This is a genomic window from Streptomyces sp. NPDC058092, from assembly GCF_042884935.1.
In the GTDB taxonomy this organism is placed as follows: Bacteria; Actinomycetota; Actinomycetes; order Streptomycetales; family Streptomycetaceae; genus Streptomyces.
The window spans coordinates 432,866-457,148 of the sequence record NZ_JBHVSY010000001.1 but is presented as its reverse complement, the minus strand read 5'-3'; the positions used below and the strand labels follow the sequence as shown (position 1 = coordinate 457,148).

The 24,283-nt window shown below is 71.1% G+C and carries 19 protein-coding genes; 5 read left to right on the top strand and 14 right to left on the bottom strand.

Features of this window, described 5'->3' with window-relative positions; all coding sequences use genetic code 11:
• The first annotated feature begins 65 nt into the window (after positions 1-65).
• A complete protein-coding gene (locus tag ACFVV1_RS02155; RefSeq protein WP_389983088.1) occupies positions 66-1,532 on the top strand; it encodes a zinc-dependent metalloprotease in 1,467 nt (488 codons plus the stop codon).
• A complete protein-coding gene (locus ACFVV1_RS02150) occupies positions 1,529-2,077 on the top strand; it encodes an NUDIX hydrolase (protein WP_389983085.1) in 549 nt (182 codons plus the stop codon). Before ACFVV1_RS02155 ends, ACFVV1_RS02150 begins: the two co-directional genes overlap by 4 nt.
• Before the next feature lie 77 nt (positions 2,078-2,154).
• On the opposite strand, the gene ACFVV1_RS02145 is transcribed toward ACFVV1_RS02150, so the two are convergent.
• The 4 genes from ACFVV1_RS02145 to ACFVV1_RS02130 all read right to left on the bottom strand — a co-directional run bounded on the left by ACFVV1_RS02145 (position 2,155) and on the right by ACFVV1_RS02130 (position 5,933).
• Complete coding sequence (locus tag ACFVV1_RS02145) at positions 2,155-2,910, bottom strand: AIM24 family protein (RefSeq protein WP_389983083.1); 756 nt, start codon at positions 2,908-2,910, stop codon at positions 2,155-2,157.
• 19 nt (positions 2,911-2,929) lie between these two features.
• Positions 2,930-3,610: an AIM24 family protein gene (locus ACFVV1_RS02140; RefSeq protein ID WP_389983081.1), complete on the bottom strand. Its 681-nt coding sequence runs from the start codon at positions 3,608-3,610 to the stop codon at positions 2,930-2,932.
• An 11-nt stretch (positions 3,611-3,621) separates the two neighbouring features.
• Positions 3,622-5,202 carry a TerD family protein gene (locus tag ACFVV1_RS02135; RefSeq protein ID WP_389983078.1) on the bottom strand — a complete coding sequence of 527 codons (1,581 nt, stop codon included), beginning with the start codon at positions 5,200-5,202 and terminating at the stop codon, positions 3,622-3,624.
• Between the two features lie 107 nt (positions 5,203-5,309).
• On the bottom strand, positions 5,310-5,933 hold the full coding sequence (locus tag ACFVV1_RS02130) for a M48 family metallopeptidase (protein WP_389983075.1): 624 nt from the start codon (positions 5,931-5,933) through the stop codon (positions 5,310-5,312).
• Between the two features lie 220 nt (positions 5,934-6,153).
• On the opposite strand from ACFVV1_RS02130, the gene ACFVV1_RS02125 reads away from it, so the two are divergent.
• Both ACFVV1_RS02125 and ACFVV1_RS02120 read left to right on the top strand, forming a co-directional pair.
• Complete coding sequence (locus ACFVV1_RS02125; protein ID WP_389983072.1) at positions 6,154-7,299, top strand: ThiF family adenylyltransferase; 1,146 nt, start codon at positions 6,154-6,156, stop codon at positions 7,297-7,299.
• A gap of 41 nt (positions 7,300-7,340) precedes the next feature.
• Complete coding sequence (locus tag ACFVV1_RS02120) at positions 7,341-8,771, top strand: ABC1 kinase family protein (RefSeq protein WP_389983069.1); 1,431 nt, start codon at positions 7,341-7,343, stop codon at positions 8,769-8,771.
• 96 nt (positions 8,772-8,867) lie between these two features.
• On the opposite strand, the gene ACFVV1_RS02115 is transcribed toward ACFVV1_RS02120, so the two are convergent.
• The 5 genes from ACFVV1_RS02115 to ACFVV1_RS02095 all read right to left on the bottom strand — a co-directional run bounded on the left by ACFVV1_RS02115 (position 8,868) and on the right by ACFVV1_RS02095 (position 12,870).
• Positions 8,868-9,083 (bottom strand): hypothetical protein, encoded by a 216-nt coding sequence (locus tag ACFVV1_RS02115; protein WP_389983066.1) that lies wholly within the window; start codon positions 9,081-9,083, stop codon positions 8,868-8,870.
• A gap of 192 nt (positions 9,084-9,275) precedes the next feature.
• The gene (locus ACFVV1_RS02110; protein ID WP_389983903.1) at positions 9,276-9,599 is read right to left on the bottom strand and encodes a hypothetical protein; all 324 of its coding nucleotides are present in this window, start codon (positions 9,597-9,599) and stop codon (positions 9,276-9,278) included.
• 32 nt (positions 9,600-9,631) lie between these two features.
• Positions 9,632-10,000: a WhiB family transcriptional regulator gene (locus ACFVV1_RS02105; RefSeq protein ID WP_389983063.1), complete on the bottom strand. Its 369-nt coding sequence runs from the start codon at positions 9,998-10,000 to the stop codon at positions 9,632-9,634.
• A 173-nt stretch (positions 10,001-10,173) separates the two neighbouring features.
• Complete coding sequence (locus ACFVV1_RS02100) at positions 10,174-10,509, bottom strand: hypothetical protein (protein ID WP_389983060.1); 336 nt, start codon at positions 10,507-10,509, stop codon at positions 10,174-10,176.
• Between the two features lie 165 nt (positions 10,510-10,674).
• On the bottom strand, positions 10,675-12,870 hold the full coding sequence (locus ACFVV1_RS02095; RefSeq protein ID WP_389983058.1) for an ATP-dependent DNA helicase UvrD2: 2,196 nt from the start codon (positions 12,868-12,870) through the stop codon (positions 10,675-10,677).
• Positions 12,871-13,116: 246 nt separating this feature from the next.
• Here ACFVV1_RS02095 and ACFVV1_RS02090 point away from each other — a divergent pair, with 246 nt between their 5' ends.
• Positions 13,117-13,371, top strand: a complete 255-nt coding sequence (locus ACFVV1_RS02090; protein ID WP_389983055.1) for a mycoredoxin — start codon at positions 13,117-13,119, stop codon at positions 13,369-13,371.
• 106 nt (positions 13,372-13,477) lie between these two features.
• Here ACFVV1_RS02090 and nudC read toward each other — a convergent pair whose 3' ends face one another.
• From nudC to ACFVV1_RS02065, 5 genes are all read right to left on the bottom strand, one after another.
• Positions 13,478-14,425: an NAD(+) diphosphatase gene (nudC, locus tag ACFVV1_RS02085; RefSeq protein WP_389983052.1), complete on the bottom strand. Its 948-nt coding sequence runs from the start codon at positions 14,423-14,425 to the stop codon at positions 13,478-13,480.
• A 43-nt stretch (positions 14,426-14,468) separates the two neighbouring features.
• Positions 14,469-15,863 (bottom strand): dipeptidase, encoded by a 1,395-nt coding sequence (locus ACFVV1_RS02080; RefSeq protein WP_389983050.1) that lies wholly within the window; start codon positions 15,861-15,863, stop codon positions 14,469-14,471.
• A gap of 10 nt (positions 15,864-15,873) precedes the next feature.
• The gene (locus ACFVV1_RS02075) at positions 15,874-19,407 is read right to left on the bottom strand and encodes a UvrD-helicase domain-containing protein (protein ID WP_389983047.1); all 3,534 of its coding nucleotides are present in this window, start codon (positions 19,405-19,407) and stop codon (positions 15,874-15,876) included.
• A 309-nt stretch (positions 19,408-19,716) separates the two neighbouring features.
• Entirely contained in the window at positions 19,717-23,295 is a 3,579-nt protein-coding gene (locus ACFVV1_RS02070) for a UvrD-helicase domain-containing protein (protein ID WP_389983044.1), read from the bottom strand.
• A 375-nt stretch (positions 23,296-23,670) separates the two neighbouring features.
• Entirely contained in the window at positions 23,671-24,102 is a 432-nt protein-coding gene (locus ACFVV1_RS02065; protein ID WP_389983041.1) for an MGMT family protein, read from the bottom strand.
• Positions 24,103-24,283: the final 181 nt, after the last annotated feature.

Genomic DNA, 24,283 nt, shown 5'->3' with positions numbered 1-24,283 from the left:
CTGGATGGTGATGTCGGGCAGTCGCCGTCGGTTCGAGCCGGCGGCCCTACGAGCCGAGGAAACCCGTGAGTGACACCCCATTCGGATTCGGCCTTCCGCCGGAGGAGCCGGAAAACGGCGACGAGGGCAAGAAGAAGGACCCCACCGGAGGTGGGCAGGGTTCGGGCGGGCCGGCGAACCCGTTCGGCTTCGGGCCCGGCGCGGGCGGGGACAACCCGTTCGCGGCGATGTTCGGCACGATGAACCCCAACGACCTCGGGGCGGCCTTCCAGCAGCTCGGCCAGATGCTGAGCTACGAGGGCGGTCCCGTGAACTGGGACATGGCCAAGCAGATCGCCCGCCAGACGGTCTCGCAGGGCACGCCGGACGGCACCAAGGACGTGAGCGTCGGCCCGTCCGAGCGGTCCGCGGTCGACGAGGCGCTGCGGCTGGCCGATCTCTGGCTGGACGGGGTGACGTCGCTGCCCTCCGGTTCGGTCTCGACCGTGGCGTGGAGCCGTGCGGAGTGGGTCGAGGCGTCCCTCCCCGCCTGGCAGAAGCTGGTCGACCCGGTGGCCGAGCGCGTCGGTCTGGCCATGGGTGACGTGCTGCCCGAGGAGATGCAGGCGATGGCGGGCCCGCTGATCGGCATGATGCGGTCGATGGGCGGCGCGATGTTCGGCCAGCAGATCGGCCAGGCGGTCGGTGTGCTGGCGGGCGAGGTGGTCGGCTCGACCGATATCGGGCTGCCGCTCGGCCCGGCGGGCAAGGCCGCGCTCCTTCCGCTGAACGTCGAGATGTTCGGCAAGGACCTGAGCGTGCCGCAGGAGGAGGTGCGGCTCTATCTCGCCCTGCGCGAGGCCGCCCACCAGCGGCTCTTCGCCCATGTTCCGTGGCTGCGCTCGCATCTGTTCGGCGCCGTCGAAGGGTATGCGCGCGGCATCAAGGTCGACACCAGCAAGCTGGAGGACGTGGTCGGCCAGTTCGACCCGTCGCAGCCCGAGCAGCTGCAGGACGCACTTCAGCAGGGCATGTTCCAGCCGGAGGACACCCCGGAGCAGAAGGCCGCCCTTGCCAGGCTGGAGACGGCGCTCGCACTGGTCGAGGGCTGGGTGGACGCCGTGGTGCACGAGGCCGCGAAGTCCCGTCTGACCTCGGCTGACGCGCTGCGCGAGACCATGCGCAGGCGCCGCGCCTCCGGCGGGCCGGCCGAGCAGACGTTCGCCACACTCATCGGCCTCCAGCTGCGTCCGCGGCGGCTGCGTGACGCCTCGCGCCTGTGGGCGTCGCTCACGGACGCCCGCGGTCTCGACGGCCGCGACGCCCTGTGGGAGCATCCCGACATGCTGCCGACCGCCCAGGACCTGGACGATCCGGACGGCTTTGTGCACCACGAGCAGCTGGACTTCTCCGAGCTGGACAAGATGCTCGGCGAGGCCGCGAAGGGTCCGCAGAAGCCCGAGGCCGCAGCGGGCGGCACGAGCGAGTCGGGCTCCGGAGGAACGGACGACCGAAAGAGCGAGGGCGACGGCAAGGGCGACACCGACCAGTGAGCCTGTACGACGAAGCCGTTCTCGTACTGAAGGGGTACGAGAACCCGGTGGACCCGGCCCAGGAGGAACTGCGCCAGGTCTATCTGGATCACCTGGCTCAGCATTCCGACGGCATGTGGAAGGCCTGCGAAGCCGGACACCTGACGGCCAGCGCACTGGTCATCGATCCGGATCGGGGCCGGGTTCTGCTCACCCTGCACCGCAAGCTGCAGATGTGGCTGCAGATGGGCGGCCACTGCGAACCGCAGGACACGACGCCGGCCGCCGCGGCCCTGCGGGAGGCCACCGAGGAGTCCGGCATCAGAGGCCTGACCCTGCTCGCGGGCGGACCGGTGAAGCTGGACCGCCACCGGATCCCCGCGCCCTGTCACTGGCACCTGGACGTGCAGTACGCGGCGCTGGCGCCGTCGGGCGCGACGGAGCAGATCAGTGACGAGTCGCTGGACCTGCGTTGGTTCGCGTACGACGAGGTCGCGTCGGTGGCCGACACATCGGTCGTACGCCTGATGACGCGTGCCCGCGCCGCGCTGGAGCAGCGCCAGTAGGCACGACATGCGGCACGGGTAAGGGGCGGTCTCCAGGGAGGCCGCCCCTTACCGGTGTGGTACGGGTGCGCGGCGGCTCAGTTCCAGGCGTTGTTCTGGTTCTGACCGTGGGCACCGTGCTGGCCCATGCCGTACTGCGCCCGGACACCCTGGCCGATCTCGTGGTTCTGCGGCGGCAGCACCTCGCTCGGCTGGACCAGGGCGAAGCCCTGGCCGAGGAAGCTGAGCTCCCAGCCCTCGCCGGTGTTGCCACGCCGCCGCCAGACGCCCGAGGAGTGTGTCTGGGCCTGCATCTGCACGCGCAGCGAGCTGGACCAGGCGACGATCGCGTCGGCGTCGGCGTTGACGTACTTGTCCGGCGTGACCTGCATCATCAGCGGCTGACCCGAGGTCATCAGGGCGACCTTGCCGGTGCCGGAGATGTTGAGCTGGTACTTGCCGGTGCCGGAGATGCCGTACTGGCTGTCCACCGCGATGACCTCGGTGTGCAGCGAGGAGTCGAGTGCCAGGACGTAGGCGCTGTCCACCGTGATGCCGTCGCGGTCGACGTCCACGACGTGGATGTGCTGCGCGAGGTTGGCGAGGTAGACGGTGCCCTGCCCGGAGCAGCGCATCAGCTCCAGGCCCTCGCCGGTACTCGCGCGGGCGCGACGCTGCCCGTGCGACTGGTACTCGCCGTCGAACTCCATCAGTCCCTGGTAGGCGACCATGGCGCCCTTGCGGGCGAGGACGTCGTCGTGGCCGGTCAGCGAGACCCGCAGGAGCTGCGGGTTCTGGACGGTGTACCGGTCCTGGGACTGCTGTTCCGTGTAACTGAAAAGCGGACTCTGCATGGTGTGTTCTCCCTCCCCCTCAGTCCCGGATCCGCAGGCGGTCGGTACTGTCCTCGCTCGGCTGTACGACGACGATGCCCTGACCGGAGAAAGCCATCTGGTACGCCTCGCCGCTGCCCCGCCCGATGAGCGAGGAGGCCTTGAAGCTGCGCTTGCCCTTCACCTTGAGGTTCGGGGACCACGCCACGAGGGCGTCCGGGTCGACGTAGGTCTCGTCCTCGCCGCGTCCGCAGTCGACGACGATCGGGGTGCCGCGCGAGGTGATGGCGACCCAGCCGGTGCCCGAGATGCAGACGTTCCACAGGCCCTGACCGGCGAACTTGGCGAGGCCCTTGACCCGCTCCACGCCCCAGGTGAGATGGCCGTCGAAGGCGAGGACGTTGGTGCCGTTGACCGAGAGGGAGTCGTTGTTGAGGTTGATGACGACCACATCGGCGCCGTAGTCGGCGAGGTAGAGCAGTCCGTCGCCGGAGCACTTCATGATCGGCGCACCCTCGCCGGTGATCCACTGGGAGGCGATCTGACGGACGGCCGGCGGGTTGGGTTCGTACTGGATGAAGCCCTCGTACGCGACCATCGAGCCGGTACGGGCGTAGAGGTCCTGGCCGGTGGCCATGGCGACCTTGAGCATCGTGCGGCCGTGGTTCTCCATACGGGCCGTGACGGGGGTCGGGGCGTAGCCCGCGAGTTGCTGGTTCATGACGGGCTCCCTCAGACCTCGTAGGGCTGGACGACGATGAAGTTGCCGGGGGCGCCCCGGAACTGAAGGTTCACGGTCTCGCCGCTGTGTCCCGGGTACGCGTTGCGGCGCAGCCGGACCTGGCTCGAGATGATCACCTGGGCCGCCGACGACCAGGCGACGACGGCGTTGCAGTCGGCGAAGGTGGTCGGGGTGACGGGCAGGACGACGGGGACGCCGTGAGTCTTGACGACGACCGTGCCGGTGCCCTGGAACTGCATGGTGAACAGGGCGCCGCCGGGGATGCCGTGGCCTTCGATCCTGCGGACCTCGTGCTGCAGCGACTCGTCGAAGGCGAGGACGTTCTCCGCCGAGACGCAGATGCCGTCGCCCTGCAGTTCGATGGCGTGCAGATGGGAGCCGTCCTCGGCGAGGAAGACCTGTCCGCGACCGGTGCAGCGCATCAGCTGCATTTCCTGGCCGGTTGCGTTGCCGACGATGCGGCCGGCGAAACCGGCGCCCTTGTAACCGAAGTCGACCTTGCCCTGGTACATCACCATGCTGCCCTGACGGGCGAGCACGGGCGTACCGCCCATGGTGAGGTCGACCCGCATGAGCTGCTGGTTCTGCGGGGTCCAACGCTGCCCGGTCGCCGTCTCCTTGTACGGCTGGAGCGCGGCCTGAAGCCCGGCCCCGGCCTGCGGCACCCCTTGCGGAACGCCCTGGGGCATACCGGGGGGCTGCATTCCGGGGGGCTGCTGGCCGTACGGGGCAGGAGCCTGCTGGCCGTACGGAGCGACGGGCGCGGGCTGCTGACCGGGGATCTGCCCGAACTGCGGCTGCTGGGGCGGCTGGGGCGGCTGTCCGTAGCGAGCCGGGGCGGGGGCGGGCGGCGGCACCATGCCGCCGTGCGGTGCCATCGGGGCCGCTATCGTCGGCGCGGCATGCATCTGCTGCTGCGGCGTGGGAACCGGGGCCTGCGCGGCCGGGGCACCGAAGGACGGGGCGGGTGCCGGTGCGGCCGCCTGGGCGGGCGGGGCGAACGAGGGGGCGGCGGCCTGCGGCTGAGGTGCGGCGGGCGCCTCTTCGGCGACCTCGCCGCCGAAGTTCTTCAGCAGCGCGTCGAGGCCGCCGTCGAATCCCTGGCCCACGGCGGCGAACCGCCAGACGTCCTTCAGATAGAAGTCGCCCAGCATCACCGCACGCTCGGTGGTGAACTCCGAACCGCTGAAGGCGTACCTGACGACTTCCTCGCCACCCGCGACGATCCGGATGTAGCCGGGGCCGACCTGGGACATCTGTCCGGCGCCGTCGACCGTCGCGGTGAACGACAGCTTGTGGATGTTCGCCGGGATGCGGTCCAGCGTGACACGGAACGACTCGGTGTCACCGGCCTGGGCGCCGAGGAGCTGAATGGACTCCTCGGGCGATTTAGGTTGATTGAAGAAGATGAAATACCGGTCGTCGGAGAGCTGCTCATTGGCATCGAGGCCGAAGCAGCTGATGTCAAAGGTCAGTCCCGGGCCGGCGATCTGCACACCTACGTACAGGTCCGTCCCCGGTGTGAGATCGCTGATCTTGGCCTTGTGGCCGCGTTGGAATTCCCTCGCCATGCGTAACGACCGTCCCCCATCCCGAATGTGAATGCGTCGCGCCAGGCTAACCGCAAACTCCGGCATTGAGCTAAGTCGGTACAGACCCGGTACAGAACCGCTGACCGTCACTCACCGCGCGCGGCGGGCAGATGCGGCAGCCGGTCGGCCGCCACCACACCCTCCAGGTATCCCCTGGCCCGTTCGGTGCGGGGATATGCCTCCAGCAGCCGCCAGAAGCGCGGACCGTGGCCGGGGACGAGCAGATGGGCCAGCTCATGGACCAGTACGTAATCGACGACGTACTCGGGCATGCCCTGCAGCCGGTGCGACAGGCGAATGCTGCCCTCAGCCGGGGTGCAGGACCCCCATCGGGTGTTCTGATTGGTCACCCATCGCACGGACGCGGGTCTGGCCCGGCCCTCGAAATACTGGGCGGACAACCGCTCGGCGCGCTCGGTCAGTTCGCTGTCGCCGAGGATGCGCTTGCTCTCCTGGGCCGCGAGCTTGTCGAGCATCACGTTCACCCAGCGCTGCTCCTCGGCCTCGGACATCCGGGCGGGGATGAGCACGATGGTGCGGTCACCCTCCCGGTAAGCGGAGACCGTTCTGCTGCGGCGGGTGCTCCTGCGGACCTCGACCGCGCTCGTTGCCGAGGCGCGGGGCGGACGGTCCACCACGCTGCGCTGAGGGGTTCCGGCACTGCGCGCGGGGGTCTCCCCGGCGAGTCCGGGTGACGGGTCGGCGGGCACGCCATGACGTTACCCGGTGGCAGTGGGGGAAGTCCCGCCTCCGGGACGGTTCGCGCGCGATCCACTCCACGCCATGCACCATTTGAACGACTAATACCCCATGCCTGTGGATAACTTTCTGCACACTTCGCCGCCGACCTGCATTCTGGCAACGGATCTCGCGGAGATCCGGGCCACAGCCCACGCACAGAGATCATGGAACACAGACCGGGGGGAAGGCGTGTATCCGATGTTGAAGCCCGCACTGCGCCGCGCGTGGTGCAGACAGGGCACCGTGCAATTCGGGGTGACCGCCGCTCATGCGGTGAAGCTCGGCCCGATGGATATCGCCATGGGCTGTTTTCTGGAACTGCTCGACGGTACGCGCGGCCTGCCGCTGCTGCGTGAAGAGGCCCGGGCACTGGATCTGTCGGACCATCAAGTGGACACACTGGTCGGCCGCTTGATGGAGGCCGGCCTGATCGACGATGTGCGGGCCGCCGGCCCGGAGACCGATGCGTTACGGAACCGGCCCGATGCCATGGAGCGGCACCGCCCTGATCTGGCGTCGCTCTCCGTCGTCCATCCCGAGCCGGGTGGCGGGATGCGGCGGTTGGCGGCCCGCCGGGCGATGCGGGTACAGGTGCGGGGTGCCGGGCGGGTCGGTGCCACGATCGCGGCGGTGCTGTCCGGATCCGGGGTGGGCAGGGTGGAGGTCCTGGACGGCGGGTGCACCGAGCCGTGGGACGTCTCACCCGGTGGGCTTCCACCGACAGCCGTCGGGGAGCGCAGAGCCACCGCGGCCCGGCAGTTGGTGCGCAGATCCGCTGCCGGTTCGGCTCCCCGGACGGCGGAGACGGCTGAGGCCTCGGCGGGTGGCGAGCCGGGGCTGTCCCTGATCGTGGTCGCCCCTCGTGACGGTCTCGCGGTGTACGCCCCCGACCCGCGCCCGGCGGAACCGTGGATCGCTTCGGGGACTCCCCATCTCTATGCCGGAGTGATGGAGGCGACGGGAGTGGTCGGGCCCCTGGTTCTGCCCGGGGGCACGGCGTGCGCGGGATGTCTGGCGCTGACGCGTGCGGAGCGGGACAAGGACTGGTCCAGGATGCTCTCGCAGTGGCAGTCCGGGCGGCGGAACGCTGTCCAGGCCTGCGACCTGGGACTGGCGGCGGCGGTGGCCGGTCTGGCGGCCGCCCACGCGCTGTCCTTTCTGGACGGGGAGCTGCCGGCCAGTACGGGGACCCGCTGGGAGGCCGCGCTGCCGCTGTTGGACTGGCGGTCCGAGCGGATCGGGGCGCATCTCGGCTGCTGCTGCGGAGCGGCTGGGCACACTGAGGGGGAGCGCGCCTCCGTGGCCGACGCGGTACACGACACAATGGCCGGGTAACCGTCGCACGCGGTACGGCAGTCTGGGATTTGGAGGGGCTCATGTCTGATCTACCCCGGAAAGCGGTCACCCGTACCGCCAAGTTGGCCGCCCTGCCACTGGGTTTCGCAGGCCGCGCCACGTGGGGCCTGGGCAAGCGGATCGGCGGGAAGTCCGCGGAGTTGGTCGCCCGGGAGGTCCAGCAGCGCACCGCGGATCAGCTCTTCAAGGTCCTGGGGGAGTTGAAGGGCGGGGCGATGAAGCTGGGTCAGGCCCTGTCCGTCTTCGAGTCGGCGCTGCCCGAGGAGGTCGCCGGACCGTACCGGGCGGCGCTCACCAAACTGCAGGAAGCCGCGCCTCCCCTGCCCAGCGGCACGGTGCACGCGGTGCTGGAGGAGCGGCTCGGCAAGGACTGGCGGGAGCTGTTCCTCGCATTCGATGACAAGCCGTCGGCCGCCGCCTCGATCGGTCAGGTCCACCGGGCGGTGTGGCACGACGGGCGGGATGTGGCGGTGAAGGTGCAGTATCCGGGCGCCGGAGAGGCGCTGCTCTCGGATCTGACCCAGCTCAGCAGGTTCGCCCGGCTGCTCGGCCCGTTGATCCCGGGAATGGACATCAAGCCGCTCATCACGGAGCTGCGTGACCGGGTCTCGGAGGAGCTGGACTACGAACAGGAGGCACGGTCGCAGCGGGTCCATGCGGAGGAGTTCGCGGCCGATCCGGATGTCGTGATCCCCGGTGTCGTGCACCAGTCCGACCAGGTGCTGGTGACGGAGTGGATGGACGGTGTTCCACTGGCCGATGTGATCGCGGAGGGCACGCCGGAACAGCGGGACCGGGCCGGTCAGTTGCTGGCGCGTTTCCTTTTCTCGGGGCCGGCGCGCACCGGGTTGCTGCACGCGGACCCGCATCCGGGCAACTTCCGGCTGCTGTCCCCGGACGACGAGACCGGCGAAATCGGTGAGACAGGCGTGACCGACGAGGCCGGCGAAGCCGGGCAGTGGCGGCTCGGGGTGCTGGACTTCGGCACGGTGGACCGGTTGCCGGGTGGTCTGCCGCAGACCATCGGTGATTCCTTGCGGCTGGCGCTGGCGGGTGACGCGGAGGCAGTGTACGAGCTGCTGCGCGAGGAGGGTTTCGTCAAGGAATCGATCGACCTCGGCCCTGATGCGGTGCTCGACTATCTCCTCCCGATCATCGAACCGGCGCAGGTGGAGGAGTTCACCTTCACCCGGAGTTGGATGCGCAATCAGGCGGCGCGGATCGCGGATCCTCGCTCGCCCGCTCATCAGCTGGGCAAGCAGTTGAATCTGCCGCCCGCCTATCTGCTGATACACCGGGTGACGCTGAGCACGATCGGGGTGCTGTGTCAGCTGGGTGCGACGGTGCGGCTGCGCGACGAACTCGAGTCCTGGGTACCCGGGTTCCTTGCGGCGGATGAGCAGGAGCCCGTGGTACAGGAGTTGGCGGGCGACGCGGCCGCCGGCGCATAGGGCAGCCGGCCTTCAGGCCAGGTACCGAGGTCGGACCGTCACGCCCGAACCCTCACACCCCGGGCCGTCACGTCCCAGGCCGTCACACCCGGGGCGTCACCACCAGGCGGAGTCGAGACGGCTCTCGATCGCCCTGATATGGGTGCGGGCGCACTCTTCGCAGAAGTACTGGCGTCTGCCGTTCTCCACGGAACAGATCCAGGTCGGCGGTGCGGTCTCGCTGTCGGCGGAGGTGCCGCACAGGGCACACGCGACCACTGCGGCGTCCCTCTGCGGGGGTTGCTGAATCCGGTGATGAGTCTCCTCGTTCACCTTGTGACGATAACTCCGTCGCTGCCGTGCCGCGCGGCACCACACAACACGACCGCACAGCACGGCCGAACAGCACGACCGCGGGGCCGGTCCGAACGGACCGGCCCCGCGGAAGGGGTACTCACTATGGGTACTGATTGCTCCCGGGCAGAGCGGCTGCCGGGCAGCGGGTGCTGCTGGTGTCCGGCCTGACTAGTGCATGACCGCCATGGCCAGCGCACGGCGGGCGCGCATCGAGGCGCGCTCGGCCCGACGCTGCATCCGGCGCGCGGTGACCAGGCGGACGGCTTGGCGTTGCGTGTCGGCTTCCCTCAGGCGGTCGTGCATATGCGCACGAGCCAGGGCTTCTGGGATGAGTTGCATCTCGCGGGTCCTGTTCTGACGCGAGTCGTTCGCGCCGATGATCGTGACGTTCGGTGTTGCGGAGCCGACGGGCTCATTCGTGGGGACGGACATTGGAGCCTGATTTCGGGGATCGTGGGTGTGGGGACGGTCGATGGTTCCGGGGCGCTTCATGGGTTTGGGGGCCGTGACCCCCAGCACGGCGGTCACGCCGCGACCGGGTTCTTGCGCGGACGACCACGCGGCCGCTTGCGAGCGACGACGACGCCCTGGATGAAGAGCTCACCACCCCAGACACCCCACGGCTCGCGCCGCTCCTTGGCGCCGGCGAGGCAGGCCTCCACGAGCGGGCAGGTGCGGCAGAGGGACTTGGCGTACTCGACATCCGCCGGCGACTCGGCGAAGAAGACCTCCGGGTCATAGGAGCGGCAGGGGACGGGCACGCCGAGGTTCTCGATGGCGTCGTCGAGCGCGGTGAGCGCAGTGAGGGGGATCAAGGCGGAGTCCTCCGTGAGGCCGGGCGGCGGGATCGTGTCGGAAGGCGGTACGGACGGGGCGTGCGCTTCGAGTTGCACGGTGGGTGGTGTCCTCGTCTGGTCGTTCCGGCCTGTTGGCCGGGGGGCGGCTGGTACCGGGTGCTGCTTGTCCCGAGGCTCCTTCGGGTTGTCTCGTCCGTTTGGACAAAACAAAAGGGCCGCGGATCCCGAGTGGGGTTCCGCGGCCCTGAAGGCGCCGGCCTGATGGTGAATCAGGCTGGATCACTCCAGGGTTCAGGCCCACGGAAGGCCCACATCGTGTGGTGGTGCGTCATCTGCTTCTTGGCGCCGGATTCCGCTCCCGCACCGACGGCCGCAAAGGCATAGGCCTGGGCCTGTCCCTTCGCTACTGCTGCTGCCGGTGCCTGGATCGGTCGCTCATTGCGCTCCCGCACGGGGAGGCTCGCCAGGGACAGCGGGCTGGCGGCAGAAATGCCGGACATACCGGTGCCACGGAGGGAGGACTCGGAAGAGCAGGCGAGGCCGAGCGAGCAGGCGGAGACGACCGAGAGATCGGTCACTTTGTTGGTCTCGATGATGCTGATCACTTCAATCGCCTCCTCTCGGCGTCTCGGGCGGACCGGCCAACCGGTCCTACGTATTCGTATAAGTACAGCACAGGGCCAGGGCTTCAGAGAAGTCGCTGTTCCCGTGGTTAAGAACCTATGGTGATGACTGGGGCGGGCGCAAACTATTTTTTCGACGAGTTTTTCTCACACCTCGTCAACAGCGTCCCCGACCCCTTCCTCCACCGTCTCACCTGCGCAAATGGCAAGTACCGCAGTCCCGAACCGGTCCAGCTTCCGCGCGCCGACCCCGGAGATCCCGGCCAACTCGCCCGCGCTGCCCGGCACCGCCTCCGCGATCGCCATCAGCGTCTTGTCCGTGAAGACGCAGAACGCGGGCTGACCGATCTCCTTCGCCCGGACCGCCCGCCAGTCGCGCAGCCGCTCGTACAACGCCTCGTCCATGTCGGAGGGGCAGTCGTCGCAGCGCATCAGCTTCATCTCGCCCGCATCGGTGAGGGTCTTGCCGCAGACCCGGCACCGGGCAGGGCCGCGTGTGCCGCGCCTGGCGACCGGTCCGAGGCCCCGCTCGATCCCGCCGCCGCCACCCGCCGCGTTACGCGCGCCGAGGGCCACCGAGCCGGGGCGCAGTCCGTTCAGGAACCGGCTCGGACGGCGTCCCGCGCGGCCACCGGGCGAGCGGGACAGCGACCACGACAGCGAGAGGTTGAGGCGCGCCCGGGTGACACCTACGTACAGCAGCCGACGCTCCTCCTCGATCTGCTCGTCGGTCTTGGCGTAGGTGATCGGCATCATGCCCTCGGTCAGACCGACCAGGAACACGGCGTCCCACTCCAGTCCCTTGGCCGAGTGAAGCGAGGCGAGAGTGACCCCCTGGACGGTGGGGGCGTGCTGGGCGGCGGCCCGCTCGTCGAGCTCCGCCACCAGGTCGGAGAGCGTCGCGCCCGGCTTGGCCTGTTCGAAGTCCTCGGCAAGCCGGACCAGGGCTGCCAGGGATTCCCAGCGGTCGCGCACCGCGCCGGAGCCCGCGGGCGGTTCCGTGGTCCACCCCTTGGTGGAGAGCACCGCGCGCACCTCAGCCGACAGCCCCTCCGCGTCGTCGAGCAGGGAGTCGTTGCCCCCCGCGCGGGCCGCACCGCGCAGGGCGACGCCCGCCTCCCGTACCTCCGCCCGTTCGAAGAAGCGCTCGGCGCCACGCAGCTGGTACGGCACGCCCGCGTCGGCCAGGGCCTGTTCGTAGACCTCGGACTGGGAGTTGACCCGGTAGAGCACGGCGATCTCGCCGGCCGGGACACCCGCGGCGATCAGATCGCGGATGCGGCGGGCGGTGCCCTCGGCCTCCGCGGGCTCGTCCGCGTACTCCGTATAGACGGGCTCGGGGCCGGGCTCGCGCTGCGAGACCAGTTCGAGCCGGTGCTCGGCGGCGCGGCCGCGGGCCTGGCCGAGCAGCCCGTTGGCCAGATGGACGACCTGGGGGGTGGAGCGGTAGTCCCGGACCAGCTTGACCACCGTCGCGTTGGGGTGGCGGGTGCGGAAGTTCAGCAGGTGGTCGGGGGTGGCTCCGGTGAAGGAGTAGATCGTCTGGCTGGCATCGCCGACGACGCACAGGGTGTCCCGGTCTCCGAGCCAGAGATCGAGCAGCCGCTGCTGGAGCGGGCTGACGTCCTGGTACTCGTCGACGACGAAGTGCTGGTACTGACGGCGGACGTGGTCGGCGATGTCATGGCGGTCTTGAAGGATGGCGACGGTGAGAAGCAGCACATCCTCGAAGTCGATCACCGAGCGGTCGCGCTTCAGCTGCTCGTACATCGCGTAGATCTGGGAGATCTCGGCCGGGTCGCGCGGGGCGTCGCGCTGGGTCTTGGCGACCACGGCCGGGTAGTCGGCGGGCACGGTCTGGGTGACCTTGGACCACTCGATCTCGCTGGTGACATCGCGCAGCTCGTTGCGGTCGAGGCGGATGCGGCAGCGGGCCGCGGCCTCGGCGACCAGCTGGACCTTGCGCTCCACCAGCCTCGGCAGGTCACCGCCGACCGCTTTCGGCCAGAAGTACTGGAGCTGGCGCAGGGCGGCGGAGTGGAACGTCCGCGCCTGCACCCCGCCCGCGCCGAGCTGGCGCAGCCGTCCCCGCATCTCGCCCGCGGCCCGGTTGGTGAAGGTGACGGCGAGCACGCTCGTCGGCTGGAGTATTCCGGCACGCACCCCGTAGGCGATGCGATGCGTGATCGCGCGCGTCTTGCCCGTACCGGCTCCGGCCAGCACACACACCGGGCCGTGCAGGGCCGTGGCGACCTCGCGCTGCTCGGGGTCCAGGCCGTCGAGCACGGCATCGGCCGACTCGGGGACCTGCGGGAAGAGGGAGGAATGCGTTGCTGCTGTCACCCCGCCATGCTGCCAGGTCGCAAGAGGCCGGTGCGGAGGTTGTCCACAGGGGGGCCGCATCTGTCGTACTAATGCGGGGCGGGCGGCCCGATACGAGGGTGGCCTGCCGCCCGATACGGGGGTGGCCGCGGGAATGGTGGTTGCCTCACGTACGTTCCCCTTCCGTGCGGTGACGCACTTTCCAGCTTCTCCGCATGGCGGATGAGACGGATGAGACGGACTGACGAGACAGAGGAGCGCGAAGACATGCCGGGCACTGTGACGATGTACAGCACCACGTGGTGCGGCTACTGCCGTCGGCTCAAGGGCCAGATGGACCGCGAGGGCATCGCGTACAACGAGATCAACATCGAGCAGGACCCGGAGTCCGCGGCCTTCGTCGAGAAGGCCAACGGGGGCAACCAGACCGTTCCCACCGTCCTGGTGATCGGTTCCACGGGTGTCGAGGCCGTCATGACGAACCCGTCCCTGGCCCAGGTGAAGCAGGCGCTCGCCGTCTGATCCGGTAACTCCCGCAGTACGGGAACGCAGTACGGGAACGCCGCACGGGAACGCCCTCTCCGCTGCTCGACCGGAGAGGGCGTTCGCGTATGCCGTGAGCCGTACGTCAGCCGGCCGTGCCCGGCTTCGGGAGCGGCTTGCCGTACCAGAGCTCGATCAGGCGGGCCGCGATCGAGATGCCGAACGGCGGCATGACCTCGCCCGACTCGAAGGCCGCCGTCAGGTCCTCGCGGGAGAACCAGCGGGCCTCCTCGATCTCATCGCCGTCCACGTCGATCTCCGACGAGGTCGCGCGGGCCATGAAACCGAGCATCAGGCTGGACGGGAACGGCCAGGGCTGGCTGGCGATGTACTCGACCTCGCCGACCGTGATGCCCGCCTCCTCGAAGACCTCGCGGGCCACGGACTGCTCGATCGACTCCCCCGGTTCGACGAAGCCCGCGAGCGTCGAGAAGCGGCCTTCGGGCCAGTGCACCTGGCGGCCCAGCAGCGCGCGGTCCTGGTCGTCCGTCACCAGCATGATGACCGCCGGGTCGGTACGCGGGTAGTGCTCGGCGCCGCAGGCCGGGCAGCGACGGATGTGGCCGGCCGCCGCGATGACCGTGCGTTCGCCGCAGCGCGAGCAGAAGCGGTGCAGGCGCTGCCAGTTCTCCAGGGCCACCGCGTGCACCATCAGGCCGGCGTCGCGGGGGCCGAGCAGCAGCCCGGCCTCGCGCAGGCCGGCCGGACGGGCCGGCTGGTCCATGCGGCCGGGCAGGGAGTCCTTCTGGAGCGCGAAGTAACTGATGCCGTCCTCGTCCGTGCCGAGGAAGTAGCGGTGGGTCTCGGTGACCGGGGCCTCGAAGGCCGGGGTCATGACGATCTCCGTACCGCCGTCGGCCGTGTCGTCGATCAGCACCTGTCCGCCGGAGACGACGAACACACGGGTGGTCGGGTGGCTCCACGCGGCGGACAGCCAGGCCTCGTCGAGGCGGTGGTGCGCCGCCCGGTCGATGCCGCTGGGCGCCGTGAGACCGATGGGCCGGTCTGTGGTGGCGTTGTCGAAGGTGCTCACAGGTGCTTCCTACTCCCCCGGATGGATCGGGTGTTCAGAGGATTCAGCGGAGTGCGGCGGCCAGTTCGCCCCAGAGGTGGGCCGCTGTCTCCACACCCTTGAACAGAAGGCCGAGTTCGACCTTCTCGTTGGGCGCGTGCCAGCCGTCGGACGGTACGGAGATGCCCAGGAAGAGGACGGGTGCGCCGAGCACGTCCTGCAGGTCGGCGGCGGGCCCCGAGCCTCCTTCGCGGGTGAAGAGGATCTTCTGGCCGAAGGCCCGTCCCATGGCGCGGGCCACGGCCTGCAGGGCGGGGTGGTCCAGCGGCGTCAGGCAGGGGCGGGTGGCGGGCGCGAAGGTGATCCGGTGCCGGACACCGGCCGGAACCTGCGCCTCGGCCCAGGCCCTGACGGTCTGCTGGACGTGGTCGGGGTCCTGGCCCGCGACCAGCCGGAAGCTGATCTTCACCAGGGCGGAGGACGGGATGATCGTCTTGCTGCCGGCGCCCTGGTATCCACCGCCGATACCGTTGACCTCGGCGGTGGGGCGGGCCCAGATGCGTTCCAGCGTGGAGTAGCCGGCCTCGCCCGACGCCGCTCGGGACTTGGCGGTACGCAGCCAGGTCGCCTCGTCGAAGGGCAGTTCGGCGAAGAGCGCGCGCTCGGCGTCGGTGAGTTCCGTCACGCCGTCGTAGAAACCGGGGACCGCGACCCTGCCGTCCGCGTCGTGCAGTGCGGTGACGAGCCGGGCCACGGCCGTCGCCGGGTTGGGGACCGCACCGCCGAACGACCCGGAGTGGATGTCCTGTTCGGGGCCGTACAGCTCGATCTCGCACTCGGCGAGGCCGCGCATGCCCGTGCAGACCGTGGGGGTCGTCTCGTCCCACATGCCGGTGTCGGAGACGATCACGGCGTCGGCGGTGAGCCGGGCGGCCCGCTCCTCGGCCAGGGCGCGGAAGTTCGGGGAGCCGGACTCCTCCTCACCCTCGATCAGCAGCTTGAGGTTGACGGCGGGGGCGGTGCGGCCGGTGGCGGCCAGGTGGGCCCGGACGCCGAGGGTGTGGAAGAACACCTGCCCCTTGTCGTCTGCGGCGCCCCGCCCGTACATACGGCCGTCACGGATCACCGGCTCGAACGGGTCGGTGTCCCAGCCGTCCTCCCGGGCGGCGGGCTGCACGTCGTGGTGCCCGTAGACGAGGACGGTCGGGGCGTCCGCGTCGTCGGACGGCCACTCGGCGAAGACCGCGGGAGCGCCGGGCGTCTCCCAGATCTCGGTGACCGGGAAACCGGTCTCCTTGAGCTTTGCGGACAGCCACTCGGCGCTGCGTCGTACGTCCCCGTCGTGGACCGGCTGGGCGGATACGGACGGGATGCGCAGCCAGTCGGCGAGGTCGTCGAGGAAGGCTGCGCGGTGCTGTTCGGTGTACGTACGGACGGCGCTGTCCGGGGTCTCGCTCATGGCCTTGAGCCTAGTGCCCCGTGGGAGGTGGCTCGTCCAGCAGGATCCGCTCCAGTTCCGCCCGGCCCGGCAGGCGAGTGGGGTGGACGGTCTCTCCGCTGCGTACGTACAGGAACGTGGCGGTCACGGCGGTGAGCGGCAGGTCGTGCAGCTCGGCCCAGGCCAGGCGGTACACGGCGAGCTGGAGGGGGTCGGCGGTGTTGGTGCGGGTGGTCTTCCAGTCGACGATCTCGTACGTGTCCCCGGTGCGGTACACCGCGTCGATACGGCCCCGGATCACCCGGCCGGCCAGCGTGATCTGGAACGGTGTCTCCACGCGGTACGGGGTGCGGCGGGCGTACGGGGTGCGCTCGAAGGCCTCCTTGAGTGCGGCGAGGTCGCGCTCGTCGGCGATCTCGGCGTCGCTCCCGTCGCCGCCGGGCAGCTCGTCCGGCCCGAGCATGGGCAGCGGCAGCTCCTCGAAGCGGGACTCCACCCAGGCGTGGAAACGGGTGCCCCTTCGGGCCGCGGGCTGCGGGGGCCGCGGCATCGGGCGGGCCAGCTCCTGGGCGAAGCCGTCGGGATCGTCGGCGAGACGCAGCAGCTGGGTGGCGGAGAGCGACGCGGGCACGAGGACGTCGCGCACGGTGGCGCGGGCGCGGCGCAGTTCGCCGGTGAGGGCGTCGAGATCACGGTCCCAGGAGGCGAGCGTGCGGGATTCTTCCGGGGTGAGGGTGCGTTTCCCGGCGGGTTCGGGGGTGCGGGCCGCGGGGACGTGCGGAGTGGGGGCGTGTGGAGTGGGGGCGTGTGGAGTGGGGGCGGGGGCCGGGGACGGCGGGGGTTCCGTCGACAGGGCGTCCCAGTCGTCGGCCTCGTCGGGGAACGCCTCGTCGCCGGGGAACGTGGCGTCGCCGGGGAACAGGTCGTCGTCGTACGGGGCGTCGTCAGAGCCGTCGCACGGGTCCGGGGCGTCGGGCAGCGCCTCGTGCGCATCCGGCAGCGCACCGCCCGCCGCGGCCAGGGCCTCCAGATGCGCCATCACCGTGTCCGCGGCGGCCCGGCGGCGGGTCAACGCGGTGTCGTCGAGGGGAAGCGGCCACGCGCGGTCGGCCTCCCTCTCGGCGAGCGCCGGGTTCTCCTCGTTCTCGGCCGGTTCGTCCGCCCAGGCCTCGATCTCGCCGTGTCCGGCCACGCAGTGCTCGTACAGCGCGTGCAGGAAGCCGGACGGGCCGCGCGGCTTCTTCTGGCTCGGGCCCCACCAGTGGCCGGAGCCGAGCAGCAGGGTGCGGGGCCGGGTGAAGGTGACGTATCCGAGGCGGAGTTCCTCGGTGTGCTGGTGCTCCTTCATCTCCTCCTTGAAGCCCTTGAGCCCCTTGGCGTCCCAGGAGTGGAGGACGGGGAGGGTGGCCGTGTCCCCGCGCAGGGCGTGCGGGAGGACCTTGGACTGGGAAGTCCAGGCGTCGCGGGACTGGCTGCTCGGGAACTGGCCGGTGACCAGGCCGGGCACCGCGACGACATCCCACTCCAGGCCCTTGGACTTGTGCGCGGTGAGGACCTTGACCGTGTTCTCGCCGCCGGGCAGGGCGTTGTCCAGGCCCTTCTCGTACTGGACGGCGGTCCGCAGGAAGCCCAGGAAGGCGAGGAGGGTGGCCTCGCCCTCGACGGCAGCGAAGCGGGCGGCCACGTCGAGGAAGTTGGCGAGGGTCTCGCGGCGACGGGCGGCCAGGGCGTGCGGCGACGCGGAGAGCTCGACCTCCAGGCCGGTGGTGGCGAGGACGCGGTGCAGCACGTCCATCAGGGGGTCGGCCAGTGAACGGCGCAGGTCGCGCAGTTCGGCGGCCAGGCGGGCGAAGCGGATGCGGGCCTCGGTGGAGAACGGAAGCCCGTCGTCCACGCCGCCGCCCGATTCGAGGAAGGTGTCCAGCGCGTCGGCGAGCGAGATCACTTCGGCCGGGTCGATGCCCTCGACGGCCTCGGCGAGGCGGCGGTCCGGGTCGGCGTCGTCCGCGTCGCCGTGGGCGGCGCGGTGGACGAGGAGGCGGGCGCGGCGGCCGAGGAGCGCCAGGTCGCGGGGGCCGATCCGCCAGCGGGGGCCGGTGAGCAGCCGGACCAGGGAGGCGTTGGCACCGGGGTCCTGAAGGACCTCGCAGACCGCGACGAGGTCGGCGACCTCCGGCAGGTGCAGCAGCCCGGACAGGCCGACGACCTCGACCGGGATGTCACGGGCCACCAGCGCCGCCTGGATCTCCGGGAAGTCGCCCGCGGTGCGGCACAGGACGGCGATCTCGCCGGGCGCCTTGCCAGTGGTGACGAGGTGGGCGATCGAGTCGGCCAGCCAGTCGATCTCTTCGGTGTGGGTACGCAGCAGGGCACAGCGGACGATGCCGTCGCGCTCGGCACCAGGGGCGGGGCACAGGGCCTCGACGCCCTCGTGCATGACGCGCAGGGGGGCCGCGAGGCCATTGGCGAGGTGGAGGAGCCGGCCGCCGCTGCGGCGGTTCTCGCTGAGGGAGTAGCGGGTGGCGGGGGTGCCGTCGGCGTGTGGGAAGTGGAGCGGGAAGTCGTCGAGGTTGGCCACGGAGGCACCGCGCCAGCCGTAGATCGCCTGACAGGGGTCGCCGACGGCGGTGACGGCGTGCCCGGTGGCCGCTGCGCCTTCGGGGCCGCCGCCGTGGGGGCCGCCACCTTCCGGACCGCGGCCGAAGAGGGCGGAGAGCAGCAGGCGCTGGGCGACCGAGGTGTCCTGGTACTCGTCGAGCAGCACGACGCGGAACTCGTCGCGCAGGATCGCGCCGACCTCCGGGCGGGTGAGGGCCAGCTCGGCGGAGAGCGCGATCTGGTCGCCGAAGTCGAGGAGGTCGCGGCTCTTCTTGGCCTCGCGGTAGCGGCGGGTCAGTTGCAGCAGCTCTCGGCGGGCCTGGGCCGTCTCGGGGATCTTGCGCAGCTCGGCGTTGGTGAGCCGGGCCGATTCGAGCGTGCGGAGCAGGTCGGTGTCGTACTCCGCGAGCTGTTCGGGGCGTACGAGATGTTCGGCCAGCTCGGCGTCGAGGGCCAGCAGATCGCTGACCAGTGTGGGGAACGACCTGGTCAGGGCCGGGTAGGGGCCGGGCGCCTCGCGCAGTACGCGGGCGGCGAGCTGGTAGCGGGTGGCGTCGGCGAGGAGGCGGGTGGTGGGTTCGAGGCCGATGCGCAGTCCGTGCTCGGTGAGGAGCCGGCCGGCGAAGGCGTGATATGTGGAGATGCTGGGCTCGCCCGGGGGGTTGTCCGGGTCGATGGCGTCCGGATCGGTGACCCCGGCCGCGACCAGGGCCTTGCGGACGCGCTCGGCGAGCTCGCCCGCCGCCTTGTTGGTGAAGGTGAGTCCGAGGACCTGCTCGGGGGCCACCTGCCCCGTCCCCACCAGCCACACCACACGCGCCGCCATCACCGTGGTCTTCCCCGACCCGGCTCCGGCCACGATCACCTGCGGGGCGGGCGGCGCTGTGATGCAGGCCGTCTGCTCCGGGGTGAACGGGATCCCGAGGAGCTCCTTCAGCTGCTCGGGATCAGTGATAGGTGAGGACACCCGACCGAGGCTAACCGGACGCACTGACAACGTGCCGGGGCCGCCGGACGGTCCGGGCCGGCCGGTGGCCCGCACCCGCCCACCACGGGCATCCGGATCACGCCCCGGACCGGTCCGGGGAAAACGGGACGGACGAGACGGACGAGACGGACGGGACGGACGAGACGGACGAGACGGACGAGACGGACGAGACGGACGAGACGGACGAGACGGACGAGACGGACGAGACGGACGAGACGGACGAGACGGCCACCGGAGACGTCACCGACGAAGAGACGTCACCGACAAAGACAAGCCACAGGAAATGTCTCACTCCAGGATGTGCCGGCCCTCCGACTGTGCGCTGCACGAGGCGCGGAAGGCGCAGTGCGTGCAGTGCTGGCCGGTCGTGGGCGTGAACCGTTCGTCCAGGACCCGTCCGGCGGCCGTGGCCAGCAGGTCGGGGACCCACTCACCGGAGAGAGGCTCCTGGGCCTGCACCTTGGGAAGGGCGTCGCCGCCCTCCTTCTTGGGGGCGGGCTGGCGCAGCTGTACGAGTTCGGCGCCGCCGGGCACGGGGCGCCGCCCGTCGAAGATCTCGTCGACCGCCCCTTCCCGTACGGCCAGCTGGTACACGGCGAGCTGGGGGTGGCGGGTGACCTCGTCCTTGGTCGGGGACTGTTTGCCGGTCTTGAAGTCGACGACGTACGCCCGGCCATCGGCGTCCTGTTCGACGCGGTCCATGGAGCCCCGGATGCGTACCTCGTACTCCCCCGCCTCCAGCGTCACGTCGAAGTCGTGCTCACTGGCGGCGGGGGTGCGCCCGGCGCGGTCCATGACGTGCCAGCGCAGAAAGCGTTCGAGGGCGCCCCTGGCCTGTTCCTTCTCCTGCTGGGACTTCCAGGGGGCGTCGAAGACGAGGCCGTCCCAGACCGAGTCGAGCCGCTCCATCAGGACGGCCAGATCGGCGGGGGTGCGCCCGGATGCCACCTCGTCGGCCAGGACGTGGACGACATTGCCGAAGCCCTGGGCGGCCGTCGCCGGGGCGTCCGCCTTCACCTCGCGGCCGAGGAACCACTGGAGCGCGCAGGTGTTGGCGAGCTGGTCGAGCGCGCTGCCGGACAGGGCCACGGGCTGGTCCCGGTCGCGGAGCGGGACGGTGGAGCGGGTCGGCTCGTACAGGCCCCACCAGCGGTAGGGGTGGGCCGCGGGTACGAGCGGCTGGCCCTCGTCGTCGGTGAGCGCGGCGAGGCGGGCGAGGCGGTGGGCGGCTTCCTCGCGCAGGGCGTCGGAGGCGTCGGGGTCGACGGTGGTGGCGCGGAGTTCGGCGACGAGCGCGGCGACGGCGAGCGGGCGGCGCGGTCGGCCGGTCACGTCGCGCGGTTCGACGCCGAGCTCGGTGAGGAAGCGGGACGGCTGATCGCCGTCGTCGGCGGGTGCCTTGACCGCGGTGACGACGAGACGTTCGCGGGCCCGGGTCGCCGCGACGTAGAAGAGGCGGCGTTCCTCGGCGAGGAGGGCACCGGGGGTGAGCGGTTCGGCCAGGCCGTCGCGGCCGATCCGGTCCGCTTCGAGCAGCGAACCGCGGCGGCGCAGGTCCGGCCAGAGCCCCTCCTGCACGCCTGCGACGACGACGAGGCGCCATTCCAGGCCCTTGGAACGGTGCGCGGTCATCAGCCGTACGGCCTCGGGGCGCACCGCGCGCCTGGACAGGGTGTCGGCGGCGATGTCCTGGGCGTCGACCTCCTCCAGGAAGTTGAGCGCGCCCCGTCCGCCGGTACGTTCCTCGGCTCGGGCCGCCGTGTCGAAGAGCGCGCAGACGGCGTCGAGGTCGCGGTCGGCATTGCGGCCGCCCGCGCCCCCGCGCAGTGCGGCACGCTCCAGCCGCCCCGGCCACGGAGTGCCCGCCCACAGCTCCCACAGAGCCTCCTCCGCGGTGCCGCCGCCTTCGAGGAGCTCACGCGCCTTGCGCAGGAGCGCGCCGAGGCGCTGGGCGCCGCGGGCGTACGCCGGATCGTGGGCGACAAGCCGTTCGGGCTCGGCGAGCGCACGCGCCAGCAGGTCTCCGGAAGGCGCCGGTACGCGATTCCCGGCGGCCCGCTCCTCGTCGCGCAGGGCCCGGCCGAGCCGGCGCAGGTCGGCCGCGTCCATGGAGCCGAGAGGGGAGGTGAGGAGGGTCAGGGCGGTCTCGGTGTCCAGCCAGGAGGGCGCTTCGGGGGCGGGCGGTTCCCCGGTGGGCCTGCCGGGTTTCTGGTCGGGTTCCCCGGTGGGCCTGCCGGGTTCCTGGTCGGGTTCCCCGTCGAGATCGCGGTCGGGTTTCCCGTCAGGTTCCTGGTTGTCGGGTTCCCCGTCGAGATCGCGGTCGGGTTCCCCGTCAGGTTCCTGGTTGTCGGGTTCCCGGTCGGATTCCCGGTCGGGTTCCCGGTCGGATTCCCGGTCGGATTCCCGGTCGGGAACGGGAGCCTCCGCGCCCGGCGTGCTCCGGCGCAGGGCCGCTGTGGCGACCGCGCGGAGGGCTGTCAGGAGCGGGGCCACCGCCGGTTCGTGGCGCAGGGGGAGGTCGTCGCCGTCGACCTCCAGGGGCACGCCGGCCGACGTCAGGGCCCGGCGCACGGAGGGGATCATGCGGCCTCCGGCCCGTACGAGCACCGCCATCTCCTGCCACGGGACGCCGTCCTCCAGATGCGCCCGGCGCAGCAGATCGGCGATGTTGTCCAGCTCGGCGGAGGCGGTCGGATAGGTGTACGCCTCCACGCTGCCGCCCTCGCGGACCGCGGCGAGCTCCCGGTGGGCGCGGACCTTCGCCGAGGGCAGCCGGGTCAACGGCATCCGGCGGGTGAGCAGCCGGGTGGCGGCCAGCAACTGTCCGCCGGAACGGCGCGAGGTGGTGAGGACGCCGACCGGGGCCGGGGCGCCGTCCGCCCGCCGGAACATGTCCGGGAAGTCGAGGATGCCGTTCACATCGGCGCCCCGGAACGCGTAGATCGACTGGTCCGGGTCACCGAAGGCGATCAGTTCCCGGCCGCCCCCGGCGCCCGGAGCGCTCCCCCGGTTGCCGGCCAGCGCACGCAGCAGCCGTACCTGCGCCGGGTCCGTGTCCTGGTACTCGTCCACGAACACCGCGTCGTATCGCCCGGCCAGCAGCTCCGACACCTCGGGGCGCTCCGCAAGCAGGACGGCCCGGTGCACCAGCTCCGCGTAGTCCAGCACTCCCTGCGCGTCCAGCACATCCAGGTACTCGGCGAGGAAGGCGGCGGCGGCGCCCCAGTCCGGACGGCCGGTGCGGCGGGCGAAGTCGGCCAGCGCGTCCGGGCCCAGACCCAGCTCGCGGCTGCGGGCGAGCACCGCCCGTACCTCGTCGGCGAAACCGCGCGTGGTCAGGCAGGCCCGCAGCTCGTCGGGCCAGCGGATGCGCGGGAAGCCGTCCCGTTCCAGTTCGAGCTGGCCTGCGAGCAGCTCGCGGACGGTCACGTCCTGCTCCGGCCCGGAGAGCAGCCGCGTCGGTTCGGCGAAGAGGTCGGCGTCCTGATGGGCGCGGACCAGCGCGTAACAGAAGGAGTGGAACGTGGTGGCCTGCGGACCGCGGGCGGCACCGAGCCGGGCGGCCATCCGGTCGCGCAGCTCCACGGCGGCCTTGCGGCTGAAGGTGAGGACCAGGATGCGGGCCGGGTCGGTGCCCGAGGTCACACGTGTGGCGACCGCCTCGACGAGCGTGGTCGTCTTGCCGGTGCCGGGTCCGGCGAGCACCAGGAGCGGGCCGCCGGGGTGATCAACCACCGCGCGTTGCGCCGCGTCCAGGAGAGGGGGGTCCACGGAGCCGGGCGGGGTGCGCACCAGTCGGTACGCGCCCGCGGTCCGCTGCCGTGCCTGACGGTGCGGACTGTGCCGGGTGGTGGAGGAGGAGCTCACGTGGGTCGCCGGTCCTGGTGGGTGTACTGGGTGTACGTGTCGGGTGTACTGGATGTACGTGGGTTGTGCGTGCGTGCACGCGGGTTGTGCGTGCGCGTACCGGGTGTACTGGTGATGAGAGTGCGGTGCGTGCTGGGAACTGACGACGCTACGCCAGCGGGGACGCGGTACGGGGCGAGTCCGCTGCGTGCCTCGTCACGTTCGGGGGCACGGGTGTCGCAGGTGTCACAGATATCGCAGGTACCACAGGCGTCGCAGGTGCCACACCTCTCGCGGGTACCACGCGTCTCGGGAGTGCCGTCGCGCAACGCGTCGTGTTCCGCATCACGCACCGGGCCGGGCGCCGCCCATTGGTCACCCGAATGGCCGAAGCTGTCAGATGTGAGCACCTCCACCCCTGTCCCTGTCCGCGTCCGCGTCCGCGACCGCGCGACCGGTGACGCCGTCCCACCGCGCCCGCTTCATGTCGAGGCGCGGCAGATGGCCCTCCGCACGGCGCGACGCCTCGCGCAACGGGGTGCTCTCCTCGCGGTAGTGGTCCAGCGCCCGCAGTTCGTGGCCGGGCAGCAGCGCCCCGTCGGCGCGCACCACACGCCACCACGGCACCGCGGCCCCGTACAGCGCCATGACCCGGCCGACCTGGCGCGGGCCGCCGTCGCCGAGCCACTCGGCGACATCTCCGTACGTCATGACACGGCCGGGCGGGATCAGCTCGGCGACATCGAGGACCCGCTCCGCGTACTCCGGCAGCTCGTCGATCGCCCGGTCGTCGCTCGTCCCGTTGCCGCTCGTCCGGTGTTGGCTCATCCGACCCATCCTGCCGTACACCACCGACAGCCCGGCCCGGTCCGCGGGCGCCCGTTCATGGGGTGTGCGTGCGGAAGCAAAGGGGCGTATCTTGCGCTTCGCGTGTCCGCGCAGTGCACCCTGATGCCCTCCTCTGTCGCCGGGCCGTGCCACCATCGTGCGGGCGGTGACCGGTGATACG

Coding starts and splice junctions, on each gene's coding strand:
- ACFVV1_RS02080 (WP_389983050.1), bottom strand. CDS start 15,863: ATGAGCGAGACCCCGGACAGCGCCGTCCGTACGTACACCGAACAGCAC.
- ACFVV1_RS02145 (WP_389983083.1), bottom strand. CDS start 2,910: ATGCAGAGTCCGCTTTTCAGTTACACGGAACAGCAGTCCCAGGACCGG.
- ACFVV1_RS02110 (WP_389983903.1), bottom strand. CDS start 9,599: ATGAAGCGCCCCGGAACCATCGACCGTCCCCACACCCACGATCCCCGA.
- ACFVV1_RS02120 (WP_389983069.1), top strand. CDS start 7,341: ATGTCTGATCTACCCCGGAAAGCGGTCACCCGTACCGCCAAGTTGGCC.
- ACFVV1_RS02065 (WP_389983041.1), bottom strand. CDS start 24,102: ATGAGCCAACACCGGACGAGCGGCAACGGGACGAGCGACGACCGGGCG.
- ACFVV1_RS02140 (WP_389983081.1), bottom strand. CDS start 3,610: ATGAACCAGCAACTCGCGGGCTACGCCCCGACCCCCGTCACGGCCCGT.
- ACFVV1_RS02090 (WP_389983055.1), top strand. CDS start 13,117: ATGCCGGGCACTGTGACGATGTACAGCACCACGTGGTGCGGCTACTGC.
- ACFVV1_RS02135 (WP_389983078.1), bottom strand. CDS start 5,202: ATGGCGAGGGAATTCCAACGCGGCCACAAGGCCAAGATCAGCGATCTC.